A 12,326-nucleotide genomic window follows, 5' to 3' on the forward strand; every position below is an offset into this window, starting at 1 on the left:
TGGCAATGAGCAATATTATTATCGGTATCGACCTGGGCACCACCAATTCCTGCGTGGCGGTCATGGAGAGCGGCAAGCCGCGCGTCATCGAAAACAGCGAAGGCGACCGTACTACTCCCTCGGTGGTCGCTTTCCTTGAAGATGGCGAAGTCATTGTTGGCCAGCCGGCCAAACGGCAGGCGGTGACTAACCCGCAGAACACCTTATTCGCGATCAAGCGTCTGATCGGCCGTCGCTTCAACGAGCCGGAAGTGCAAAAGGACATCGACCTGGTGCCTTACAAGATTGCCAAGGCCGACAACGGTGACGCCTGGGTTGAGGCGCGCGGCAAAAAGATGGCCCCGCCGGAAATTTCCGCGCGGGTGCTGATGAAGATGAAGAAAACCGCCGAGGATTATCTCGGCCATCCGGTCACCGAGGCGGTGATCACGGTGCCGGCCTACTTCAACGACAGCCAGCGCCAGGCCACCAAGGACGCCGGCCGCATCGCCGGCCTGGAGGTCAAACGCATCATCAACGAGCCGACGGCGGCGGCCTTGGCCTTTGGCATGGACAAGTCCACCACCAAGGACCGTAAGATCGCGGTTTACGACCTGGGCGGCGGCACTTTCGATATCTCGATCATCGAGATCGCCGGCGTGGACGGCGAGAAGCAGTTTGAGGTGCTCTCGACCAACGGCGACACCTTCCTGGGCGGCGAGGACTTCGACAAGCGGATCATCGATTACCTAATCGAGCAGTTCCAAAAGGAATCGGGTATCAACTTGACCAACGATCCGCTGGCGCTGCAACGATTGAAGGAAGCCGCCGAGAAGGCCAAGATCGAACTGTCTTCCAGCCAGCAAAGCGAGATCAACCTGCCCTACATCACGGCGGACGCCAGCGGCCCGAAGCATTTGAACCTCAAGCTGACCCGCGCCAAGCTGGAGTCGCTGGTCGAGGATTTGATCGACAAGACCATCGGCCCGTGCCGCACCGCGCTGAAGGATGCGGGCTTGGGCATCGGCCAGATCGACGATGTGTTGCTGGTCGGCGGTCAGACCCGGATGCCCAAGGTGCAGGAAAAGGTTCGCGAGTTCTTCGGCAAGGAGCCGCGCAAGGACGTGAACCCCGACGAGGCGGTGGCGGTCGGCGCGGCGATTCAAGGCGGCGTGCTGGGCGGCCAGGTCAAGGACGTGCTGTTGCTGGACGTGACCCCGCTATCGCTGGGCATCGAGACCTTGGGCGGGGTGATGACCAAGCTGATCGAGAAGAACACCACCATTCCGACCAAGGCGACCCAGGTGTTCTCGACCGCCGACGACAACCAGACGGCGGTGACGGTGCACGTGCTGCAAGGCGAGCGCGAGATGGCCCAGGCCAACAAGTCGTTGGGCAAGTTCGATCTGACCGATATCCCCTCGGCGCCACGCGGCGTGCCGCAGATCGAAGTGACCTTCGACATCGACGCCAACGGCATCCTGCACGTCTCGGCCAAGGACAAGGCCACCGGCAAGGAGAACCGCATCGTGATCAAGGCGTCCTCCGGTTTGTCGGAGGAGGAGATCAAGCGGATGGTCGGCGACGCCGAGGCCCACGCCGAGGAGGACAAGAAGTTCCACGAGCTGGTCAACGTCCGCAATCAGGCCGAAAACTTGATCCACGGCACCGAGAAGACCTTGCGCGATTTGGGCGATAAGGTGGAGGGCGGCGAGCGCGGGCCGATCGAAGCGGCGATCAGCGATCTGCGCACCACCGCCAAGACCGATAACAAGAACGCCATCGAGGCCAAGACCCGCACCTTGGCGGAGCTGTCCGGCAAGCTGGCCGAGCGGCTGTACGCGCAGGCCGGCGGCGGACCAGAAGGCGGCCCCGGCGGTCCGGCGGGACCGGGCGGCGGCGGTCACAAGCCCGCCGATGACGGCGTGGTGGACGCCGAATTCGAGGAAGTCAAGAAGTAAGCGACTCGATTGCGGTAAACTCAACATCCGGGAAGGCGAAAGCATTCCCGGATTTTTGGTTTTTGCTCGGTCCCTCTTTACGGACGCCCACAACGGAAGACCATGTCCAAGCGCGATTATTACGAAATCCTCAGCGTGGCCCGCAACGCGAGCGAAGCTGAAATCCGGCAGTCTTACCGGCGGCTGGCGATGAAATACCATCCCGACCGCAATCCGGGCGATCAGGTGGCCGAGAGCAACTTCAAGGAAGCCAAGGAGGCTTATGAGGTGCTGGCCGATTCGCGCAAGCGGGTCGCCTACGATCAGTTTGGCCATGCCGGCGTGGAAGCGTCGGCGGGCGGGGGTTACGGCGGCGCGGCCGATCTGGGCGATATTTTCGGCGGGGTGTTTCGGGATATCTTTGGTGGTGGACGCGGCGGTGGCGGCGGTCAGGGCTATCGGGGTTCGGACTTGCGCTTTACCCTGGACCTGACGCTGGAAGAAGCCGTCTTCGGGACTACCGCCAAGATCAGGGTGCCGACTTTGGTCAGTTGCGCGGCCTGCGCGGGCAGCGGAGCCAAGTCGGGCACCAAGCCGACCACTTGTCCGACCTGCCGCGGCGTCGGGCAAGTACGGATGCAGCAAGGTTTTTTTTCGATTCAGCAGACCTGCCCGCGCTGCCAGGGGCGCGGCACCATCATTCCCGAACCTTGCGAGACCTGCCGGGGCACCGGCCGGGTCGAGGAACAGAAGTCGCTGTCGGTCAAAGTGCCGGCGGGCGTGGACAACGGCGATCGCATCCGGCTGGCCGGTGAGGGCGAACACGGCGAACAGGGCGGCTCGCCGGGTGATCTCTACGTCCAAATTCGCGTCAAACCGCATCCCATCTTCACCCGCGAGGACAACGATCTGTATTGCGAAGTGCCGATCGGTTTTACCACCGCCGCGTTGGGCGGGGACATGGAGGTGCCGACCCTGGACGGACGGGTCAGCCTGAAGATTCCGGCGGAAACCCAGACCGGCAAGGTGTTCCGGGTGCGCGGCAAAGGCGTCAAACCGGTGCGCGGCGGCGCGACCGGCGATTTGCTCTGCCGGGTCAACGTCGAAACCCCCGTCAACCTGACCAAGGAACAAAAGGAGCTGCTGCAACAGTTCGCCAATTCCCTGGAAGGCGGCGGCAAGCGCCACACTCCGCGAGAAGGAAGCTGGCTGGACGGGGTTAAGAAATTTTTTGAAGAGATGAAGTTTTAAGTAGGTCTTTTGTCGAAGTTACTGATCAGCCGTCGGCGACGCTGACCGCCCTTGAATCGAAACGACGCGGTTGTCGGCCAGACCCCTTCCTGCTGGATCGCGCGAGTTGTCTTGAGGTCCGAGGTCCGAACGCGCGGCGTCGACCTTCCGACCTGACGGCTTGATTGAAACCACCGCGCAAGAGAGTTGCCCGCATGGTGATCGAGACGCCTAAAACGACCTATCTTCAAGATTACGCGCCGCCCGCTTATCGAATTCCCGCCATCGAACTGCGCTTTGAGTTAGGCGAGGACAGCACCACGGTTCATTCCCGGCTGTCGGTGGTCCGGGCCGAGGCCACGCCGCCCGGCGCGCCCTTGGCGCTGGACGGGCAAGATTTGGAACTGCTGTCGCTGGCTTTGAACGGCGAACCCCTCGCGACCGACCGCTACCGGTTGGAGGCCGACCGGCTGACGCTGTTAGCTCCGCCCGAAGCCTTCGAACTGGCGGCGGTCACGCGGATTTATCCCCAACACAATGCGTCGTTGGAAGGGCTTTATCAATCCAACGGCAATTTCTGCACGCAATGCGAGGCGGAAGGTTTTCGCAAGATCACTTACTTTCTCGACCGTCCCGACGTAATGGCGGTGTTTAGCACCACCTTGGTTGCGGACCCATCACGCTATCCGGTGCTGCTGTCTAACGGCAATCGCATCGACGGCGGTGAACTGGACGACGGCCGTCGCTGGGCCACCTGGCATGATCCCTTTCCCAAGCCCTGTTATCTGTTCGCGTTGGTGGCGGGTCGGCTGGACTGTATCGAAGACCGTTTCCTCACCCGTTCCGGGCGCGCGGTCGATCTGCGCATTTATGTCGAGCCGTCCGATCTCGATCAATGCCAGCACGCCATGCAGTCGCTGAAACAGGCCATGGCCTGGGACGAGCGACGCTTCGGGCTGGAATACGATCTCGATTTATATCAGATCGTCGCGGTCGGCGATTTCAATATGGGCGCGATGGAGAATAAGGGCCTCAACATCTTCAATACCAAGTACGTGCTCGCCAAGCCCGAGACCGCCACCGATGCCGACTATCAGGGCATTCTCGGAGTGATCGGTCACGAATATTTCCACAACTGGACCGGCAATCGAGTGACTTGTCGGGACTGGTTTCAGCTCAGCCTCAAAGAAGGGCTGACCGTATTCCGCGATCAGGAATTTTCCGCCGATCTCGGCTCGCGCGGGGTCGAACGGATCGAGGACGTGCGCCTCCTGCGCGGCAGTCAGTTCCCGCAAGACGCCGGCCCGATGGCCCATCCGGTGCGGCCAGATTCCTACATCGAGATCAACAATTTCTACACCGTCACCGTCTACAACAAGGGCGCCGAGGTGGTGCGGATGATCCAGACGCTGCTCGGTCGGGAAGGCTTCCGGCGCGGCATGGACCTGTATTTTCAACGCCACGACGGCCAAGCGGTGACTTGCGATGATTTTGTGGCGGCGATGGCGGACGCCAACCAAGCCGATCTCAGCCAATTCAAGCGCTGGTACCAGCAGGCGGGCACGCCGGAATTGAGCATGAGTGACGAATACGATCCAGCAACGCGCCGTTATACCCTCACGGTGCGGCAATCCTGCCCACCGACTCCCGGACAGCCCGACAAAGCGCCTTTTCACATCCCGCTGGCGCTGGGTCTTTTGGATGCCGACGGGCGCGATATACCGCTGCGGCTGGCGGGGGAAAGGGCGCCAAGTGCGTCGGGAGCCACGACCCGCGTGGTGGACTTGCGAGAGGTGGAACAGGTCTTTCAGTTCGTGGAGGTGCCCGTCCGCCCGGTCCCGTCGCTACTGCGCGGGTTTTCCGCGCCGGTGAAGTTGACCGGCGGGGAAAGCGACGCCGATCTGCGCTTTCGGCTGGCCCACGACAGCGACGATTTCAACCGCTGGGACGCCGGCCAGACCTTGGCGATCCGAACGATGTTGGCCTTGATCGAGGAGCGCCGCTTGCAGCGAGAGTGGACCCTGCCGGAATCGTTCAGCGCCGCCTTCGAGCGGGCGCTGCGTTCCGACGCCGATCCCGCCCTGCTGGCTCAAGTGCTGACGCTGCCCAGTCAAAGCTATCTGGCCGAACAAATGGAGCGAGTGGATGTGGATGGCATCCACGCCGCCCACACCTTCCTAAGGCGGACCCTGGCGGAGCGGTTGCGAGCGCCGTTGTTGGCCACTTATGTCGCCTTGCGGGATCAGGGCCGCAACGGCTATCGGGCTGATTCCGCCGCCATGGCCCGGCGGGCGCTCAAAAACGTGTGCCTGGATTATCTGATGCAGCTCGACGATGGCGAGACGAGGACGCTGTGTCTGGAGCAATTCCGCTCCGCCGACAACATGACCGATCAATTAGGCGCGCTGGCGCCGTTGACCCACTCTGAAGGTCCCGAACGCGGCGAGGCGCTCGCCGCGTTTTACCAGCGCTGGCGCACTGAGGCGCTGGTGGTCGATAAATGGCTGAGCCTGCAAGCGACCGCCAGCGTTCCGGACACCCTGGCGGCGGTGGAGGCGCTGACCGCTCACGAAGCGTTCAACCTGCGCAACCCCAATAAGGTCCGCGCTCTGATCGGCGCCTTTTCCCAAGCCAATCCCTGGCATTTTCACGCCGCCGACGGCAGCGGCTATACTTTCCTTGCCGATCAGATCGTGCTGTTAAACCGCTTTAACCCGCAGATCGCCGCGCGGTTGATCACCGCCTTTACCCGCTGGCGCAAGTACGATCCGCTACGCCAAGCCCACATGCAGGCACAATTGGAGCGAATCCTGGCCGTTGCGGAGCTGTCGCCAGATGTTTACGAGATCGCCGTTAAAAGCTTGGGAAGGAACCCTTGAGAGCGCCAATAAAATTGCTGCATTGCAAAAAATTCTGTTGACTCTCGAAACGGGGAGGCGCAGAATACGCCCATCGATGCTGCATTGCACAAAACACTGTCAACCTAAAATGCTGTTTGGAGATAAACCATGTCCGCGACCAATCCTTTCAACCCCTTCGCCAATGTCGATTTCAGCAAGTTCGATTTCAGCAAATACGATATGACCAAGATGCTCGGCGACGTCAAAATCCCCGGCTTCGACATGGAAGCCATCATGACGGCGCAGCGCAAGAACATCGAAGCGCTCAACGCCGCCAATCAAGCCGCCGTACAGGGTATGCAAGCGGTCGCGCAGCGGCAGGCTGAAATTTTGAGCCAGGCCATGGGCGAAGTGTCGTCCGTCGCGCAACAGCTGGCCGGCGCCGCGAGCAACCCCCAGGAAATGACCACCCGGCAGGCCGAACTGGTCCGTAAGGCGTTCGAACAAGCGCTGGCCAACATGCGCGAACTGGCCGAGATGGTCAGCAAGTCCAACACCGAGGCGTTCGCGATCATCAACAAGCGCGTCACCGAGAGCCTGCAAGAGTTGAAGACGCTGGTCGCGGCCAAGTAAGCGAACGCGCCACGCTCTAGCTGTTTTCCGGACAGACCATGCGGGATAACCGCCATGGTCTGTCCGGTTTTGGCTTATCTCGGTCACGCTGCTGTCCCTCTGCCTCCAATGTCGCTAAAATATCGTCCTGTCGAGCAAACCACCATAACGCCTGAGGAGTGATTCATGGCCGAGCAAAGTAAAACCGAACTTAAATTGCCCGAGCTGAAAATGCCCGATCCGAAAGAGATGGCCGATCTCTTTTCCCACATCGCCGAGAAAAGCCAAGTCATCGTCAAGGAATTTTTGAACCGCCAGAAAAACGATGGCGCTTTTGACATGCAGGATCAGATGAGTTTGGGCAAGTCCTTCATGGAACTGACCCAAAAGATGCTGGCCGACCCCGCCAAACTGGCTCAGGCCCAGGCGAATCTTTGGCAGAACTACTTGGAACTGTGGCAGAAGGCGCTTCCCGCGATGTTCGGCGGCCAGCCGCTGGAGGCGGTGGTGCGCGAGCCCAAGGGCGACAAACGCTTCAAGCACGATGACTGGAAGGATAACGTCCTGTTTTCGTACATCAAGCAGTCCTACCTGATGGCCGCCAACTGGATTCAGGATATCGTGGCCGACGTGGAAGGGTTGGACGATCAGACCAAGAAGAAGGTCCAGTTCTACACCCGGCAATTTGTCGATGCGGTGTCGCCCAGCAATTTTGCCTTGACCAACCCCGAAGTGCTGCGGACCACCATCGAATCCGGCGGCCAGAACCTGATCAACGGGCTGAAGAACATGCTCGACGATCTGGAGCGCGGCAAAGGTAAGCTGAATATTCGGATGACCGACCTCAACGCCTTCGAGCTGGGCAAGAACATCGCCATCACGCCGGGCAAGGTCATCTTCGAAAATGGCATGATCCAGCTGATTCAATACGATGCCAGCACCCCGGAAGTCCACAAGAAACCGTTTCTGATTTTCCCGCCGTGGATCAACAAGTTTTACATCATGGACCTGCGGCCCAAGAACTCATTTGTAAAATGGATCGTCGATCAGGGCTTCACCGTATTCTTGATGTCCTGGATCAACCCCGACGAAAAAATGGCCGATTGGGAGTTCGAAAACTATCTCCGGGATGGACCGCTGGCGGCGCTGGACGCCATCGAGAAGGCGACCGGCGAGTCGGAGGTCAACGCGCTGGGCTACTGTCTGGGCGGCACGCTGCTGTCCATCACCAACGCCTATCTGGCGGCCAAGGGCACGCCGCGCATCAGCTCCGGCAGCTATCTGACCACCATGATCGACTTCTCGCAGCCGGGCGAGCTGGGCGTCTTCGTCGATGAAGAGACCATCGCCTCGCTGGAAAAGCGGATGGCGGCCAAGGGCTACATGGAAGGCTCCGAAATGGCGAGCACCTTCAGCATGTTGCGCGCCAACGATCTGATGTGGTCGTTCTTCATCAACAATTACTTGCTCGGCAAGGACCCGTTCCCCTTCGATCTGCTGTACTGGAACTCGGATTCCACTCGGATGCCGGTGAAGATGCACAGCTTCTACCTGCGCAACTTCTATCAGAAAAATCGCCTGAAAGAGCCGGGTGGCATTTCCCTGTTGGGCACGCCGATCGACATGAGTCAGGTCAAGGTGCCCGCCTACTTCCTGTCGGGCATCGAGGATCATATCTCGCCGTGGGCTTCCAACTACATGGGTAGCCTGCTGTTCAGCGGCCCGGTCAAGTTCGTACTGGCCGGTTCCGGCCATATCGCCGGCCCGATGAACCCGCCTTCGGCCAACAAGTATTTCTACTGGACCAATCCCAAGCACCCGACGGATTCCGAGGAGTGGCTGAAGGAAGCCAAGCAGACCGAGGGTTCCTGGTGGCCGGATTGGAGCAAGTGGCTGGCCAAGCTGTCGGGCGAGAAGGTGCCCGCCCGCGTACCGGGCACGGGCAAATTGCCGGTCATCGAAGACGCGCCGGGTTCCTATGTCAAGATGCGGCTCATCAAGTAATCTCAGCGCCGCTTAGCGGGGTTGCCGGCTAAAAGAACGGTCACCGTCGATAACGGTGGCCGTTCTTCGTTGGAGGCTCCCCGCGCGGAAACGAAACCGGCCACCCTGAGGTGGCCGGTTTTTTTTCAAGCCGGAGCGGGCCAAGCCCGCTCCGGGGTTGGGATCACTCGAACTCGATGATGGCCTGATCGACCGCCAAACTGTCGCCCGGCGCCGCCATGACCTTGGCGACCTTGGCATCCTGATCGGCGCGCAAGACGTTTTCCATCTTCATGGCTTCGATCACCGCCAGTTCCTCGCCGCCCTTGACCTCTTGGCCGACTTGCACCGCGACCTTGGTCAGCAGGCCCGGCATCGGCGACAGCAGGAACTTGGAGAGATCCGGCGGCTCTTTCTCCGGCATCAGCGCCTGAAGGTCGGCGACGCGCGGCGACAGCACCATGACATCGGCCTGCGATCCCCAGTGGAACAGCCGGTAGATCATGTCGCGCCGTTCCACCTGGATGCAGATTTCGGTGCCGTTCAAGGTACCCTTGAACAGCGGATAGCCGAACTCCCAGTTGCTGCGCACCTGGTAAGCTTCATCCATGTACGTCACATCGTAGCCGCCAGGAGCCGGATCGATGTGCACCGGATGGTGCTGGCCGTTCATCAGCACCACCCAATCGTTCTTGACCTTGCGCTCGTGGCCGAGCAACTGGCCGGTGATTTGGGCGGCGCGATCCATGTAGCTGCGGTGGATGAAGGCGGCCACGGAGATCAGCAGCGCCGGGTCGTCGTGCGGCACGTCGGTGGCGTGGAAGCCGTTGGGGTATTCCTCGGCGATCATGTTGGTGCTGATCCGCCCGGTCATGAACCGGGTATGCACCATCAGGGCCGCCAGGAAGCTGATGTTATGCTGGACGCCGCGAATGAAGAATTGATTGAGTGCATCGCGCATGTGGGCGATGGCGCGGTCGCGGGTCGAACCGTAGGTGACCAGCTTGGCGATCATCGGATCGTAATACATCGACACTTCGCTGCCTTCGTAAATGCCGGTATCGACCCGCACCACGTCGCTTTCCTTCGGCGGCATGTACTTGACCAGCCGGCCGATGGAAGGCAGGAAGTTGCGGAACGGGTCTTCGGCGTAGACGCGCGCCTCGATGGCCCAGCCTTTCAGCCTGACGTCTTCCTGCTTGAAGGAGAGGGGCTCGCCGGCGGCGACCCGCAGCATTTGTTCCACCAAATCCAGTCCGGTGATGTACTCGGTGACCGGGTGCTCCACCTGCAAGCGAGTGTTCATTTCCAGAAAGTAAAAATTGCGCTTGGCGTCGACGATGAACTCGACCGTGCCGGCGGACTGGTAATCCACCGCGCGGGCCAGAGCCACTGCCTGTTCGCCCATGGCCCGGCGGGTCTTCTCGTCCAGGAACGGGGAGGGCGCTTCCTCGATGACTTTTTGATGGCGGCGTTGCAGCGAACATTCGCGTTCGCCCAGATAGACGATGTTGCCTTGGCTGTCGCCTAGCACCTGGATTTCGATGTGGCGCGGCTCTTCGATGTACTTCTCGACGAACACCCGGTCGTCGCCGAAGGAGGAGCGGGCTTCGTTGGTGGCGCGCTCGAAGCCGTCCACGCATTCGGCGTCGTTCCAGGCCACCCGCATCCCCTTGCCGCCGCCGCCGGCGCTGGCTTTCAGCATCACCGGATAGCCGATGTCGCGAGCGATCTGCAAGGCATGATCGCCGTCCTTGATGATGTCGGTGTAGCCCGGCACGGTATTGACCCCGGCTTCCTTGGCCAGAATCTTGGAGGTGATCTTGTCGCCCATGGCCTCGATGGCCCGCACCTTGGGCCCGATGAAGGTGATGCCTTCCTTTTCCAGCGCCTGACAGAAAGCCGCGCGTTCCGACAGGAAGCCGTAGCCGGGATGCACCGCTTCGGCGCCGGTGTCCTTGCAGGCCTGAATAATGCGCTCCATCACCAGATAACTCTGGGCGGTAGGCGGTGGGCCGATCAGCACGGCCTCATCCGCCATCTCCACATGCAAGGCATCCTTGTCCGCTTCCGAGTAGACGGCGACCGTTTTGATGCCCATCTTACGGGCGGTTTTGATGACGCGGCAGGCGATTTCGCCGCGGTTGGCGATGAGAATTTTCTTGAACATGGTGCCCACCTTTACAGCGGAATGTTGCCGTGCTTGCGCCACGGATTTTCGAGCTGCTTGTCCCGCAGCATCGCCAAGGAACGGCAGATGCGCCTGCGGGTGCCATGCGGCATGAGCACGTCGTCGATGAAACCGCGATGCCCGGCGATGAACGGGTTGGCGAATTTCTTGCGGTATTCCTCGGTGCGTTCAGCGATCTTAGTGGCATCGCCAATATCTTGACGGAAAATGATCTCCACCGCGCCCTTGGGACCCATGACCGCAATTTCGGAGGAGGGCCAGGCGAAATTGACGTCGCCGCGCAGATGCTTGGAACTCATCACGTCATACGCGCCGCCGTAGGCTTTGCGGGTGATGACGGTGATCTTGGGCACGGTGCATTCGGCGAAGGCGTACAGCAGCTTGGCGCCGTGTTTGATGATGCCGCCGTATTCCTGCGCGGTGCCGGGCATGAAACCGGGCACGTCGACGAAGGTGATGATCGGGATGTTGAAGGCATCGCAAAACCGCACGAAACGGGCCGCCTTGATCGAGGATTTGATGTCCAGACAGCCCGCCAGCACTATCGGCTGGTTGGCGACGATGCCAACCGGCCAGCCGTCCATCCGGGCGAAGCCGGTGATGATGTTCTTGGCGTTTTCTGGTTGAATCTCGAAGAAATCCACGTCGTCCACGACTTTCAGGATCAACTCCTTCATGTCGTAGGGCTTGTTGGGGTTATCGGGAATCAGCGTATCCAGCGAGTAATCCTCGCGGTCGGCGGGATCGGGCGTCGGCCGGAACGGCGGTTTTTCCTTGTTGTTGGGCGGCAGGAAGTTGATGAAGCGCCGCAGCATCAGCAAAGCTTCGATGTCGTTCTCGAAGGCGCGGTCGCAGACGCCTGACTTGGTGGAATGGGTGATGGCGCCGCCCAGCTCTTCGGCGGTGACTTCCTCATGAGTGACGGTCTTAACCACGTCAGGACCGGTCACGAACATATAAGAAGTGTCCTTGACCATGAAGATGAAATCGGTCATCGCCGGCGAGTACACCGCGCCGCCCGCGCACGGCCCCATGATCACCGAAATCTGCGGGATCACGCCAGACGCCATCACGTTGCGCTGGAACACGTTGGCGTAGCCGGCCAGCGAGGCCACGCCCTCTTGAATCCGCGCGCCGCCGGAGTCGTTCAAGCCGATCACCGGCGCGCCGACCTTGATGGCGTGATCCATGATCTTACACATCTTTTCGGCGTGCGCTTCCGAGAGGGAGCCGCCGAACACGGTAAAATCCTGACTGAACACGAACACCAACCGGCCGTTGACAGTGCCATAGCCGGTGACGACGCCGTCGCCCGGAATAGTCGTGTCGCCCATGCCGAAATCGTTGCAGCGATGCTCGACGAACATATCCCATTCTTCGAAGCTGCCTGGGTCGAGCAATACCTCGATGCGCTCGCGCGCGCTGAGCTTGCCGCGTTTGTGCTGGCCGTCGATGCGGCGCTGGCCGCCGCCGAGTCGAGCGGCCGCGCGTTTTTGTTCTAATTGATTGATGATGTCATGCATAAACGCTCTCTCCTTACTGAAGCAGACG

The 12,326-nt window shown here is 60.7% G+C and carries 7 protein-coding genes; 5 read left to right on the top strand and 2 right to left on the bottom strand.

Features of this window, described 5'->3' with window-relative positions:
- Nucleotides 1–5: 5 nt before the first annotated feature.
- The 5 genes from dnaK to phaC all read left to right on the top strand — a co-directional run bounded on the left by dnaK (nt 6) and on the right by phaC (nt 8,605).
- Nucleotides 6–1,940: a molecular chaperone DnaK gene (gene dnaK / locus IPK09_02455; protein MBK7982476.1), complete on the top strand. Its 1,935-nt coding sequence runs from the start codon at nt 6–8 to the stop codon at nt 1,938–1,940.
- Between the two features lie 102 nt (nt 1,941–2,042).
- A complete protein-coding gene (gene dnaJ / locus IPK09_02460; protein ID MBK7982477.1) occupies nt 2,043–3,170 on the top strand; it encodes a molecular chaperone DnaJ in 1,128 nt (375 codons plus the stop codon).
- 194 nt (nt 3,171–3,364) lie between these two features.
- Nucleotides 3,365–6,028: an aminopeptidase N gene (gene pepN / locus IPK09_02465; GenBank protein MBK7982478.1), complete on the top strand. Its 2,664-nt coding sequence runs from the start codon at nt 3,365–3,367 to the stop codon at nt 6,026–6,028.
- Nucleotides 6,029–6,157: 129 nt separating this feature from the next.
- A complete protein-coding gene (locus IPK09_02470) occupies nt 6,158–6,622 on the top strand; it encodes a phasin family protein (GenBank protein MBK7982479.1) in 465 nt (154 codons plus the stop codon).
- A 165-nt stretch (nt 6,623–6,787) separates the two neighbouring features.
- Nucleotides 6,788–8,605 (top strand): class I poly(R)-hydroxyalkanoic acid synthase, encoded by a 1,818-nt coding sequence (gene phaC, locus IPK09_02475; GenBank protein MBK7982480.1) that lies wholly within the window; start codon nt 6,788–6,790, stop codon nt 8,603–8,605.
- A gap of 163 nt (nt 8,606–8,768) precedes the next feature.
- Here phaC and IPK09_02480 read toward each other — a convergent pair whose 3' ends face one another.
- Both IPK09_02480 and IPK09_02485 read right to left on the bottom strand, forming a co-directional pair.
- Complete coding sequence (locus tag IPK09_02480; protein MBK7982481.1) at nt 8,769–10,754, bottom strand: acetyl/propionyl/methylcrotonyl-CoA carboxylase subunit alpha; 1,986 nt, start codon at nt 10,752–10,754, stop codon at nt 8,769–8,771.
- An 11-nt stretch (nt 10,755–10,765) separates the two neighbouring features.
- Complete coding sequence (locus tag IPK09_02485; GenBank protein ID MBK7982482.1) at nt 10,766–12,298, bottom strand: acyl-CoA carboxylase subunit beta; 1,533 nt, start codon at nt 12,296–12,298, stop codon at nt 10,766–10,768.
- Nucleotides 12,299–12,326: the final 28 nt, after the last annotated feature.

The organism is Candidatus Competibacteraceae bacterium (assembly GCA_016713505.1).
In the GTDB taxonomy this organism is placed as follows: Bacteria; Pseudomonadota; Gammaproteobacteria; order Competibacterales; family Competibacteraceae; genus Competibacter_A.

Bases quoted from the DNA above. Each gene is read 5' to 3' on its own strand.
- dnaK (MBK7982476.1), top strand. From the start codon at position 6: ATGAGCAATATTATTATCGGTATCGACCTGGGCACCACCAATTCCTGC.
- dnaJ (MBK7982477.1), top strand. From the start codon at position 2,043: ATGTCCAAGCGCGATTATTACGAAATCCTCAGCGTGGCCCGCAACGCG.
- pepN (MBK7982478.1), top strand. From the start codon at position 3,365: ATGGTGATCGAGACGCCTAAAACGACCTATCTTCAAGATTACGCGCCG.
- IPK09_02470 (MBK7982479.1), top strand. From the start codon at position 6,158: ATGTCCGCGACCAATCCTTTCAACCCCTTCGCCAATGTCGATTTCAGC.
- phaC (MBK7982480.1), top strand. From the start codon at position 6,788: ATGGCCGAGCAAAGTAAAACCGAACTTAAATTGCCCGAGCTGAAAATG.
- IPK09_02480 (MBK7982481.1), bottom strand. From the start codon at position 10,754: ATGTTCAAGAAAATTCTCATCGCCAACCGCGGCGAAATCGCCTGCCGC.
- IPK09_02485 (MBK7982482.1), bottom strand. From the start codon at position 12,298: ATGCATGACATCATCAATCAATTAGAACAAAAACGCGCGGCCGCTCGA.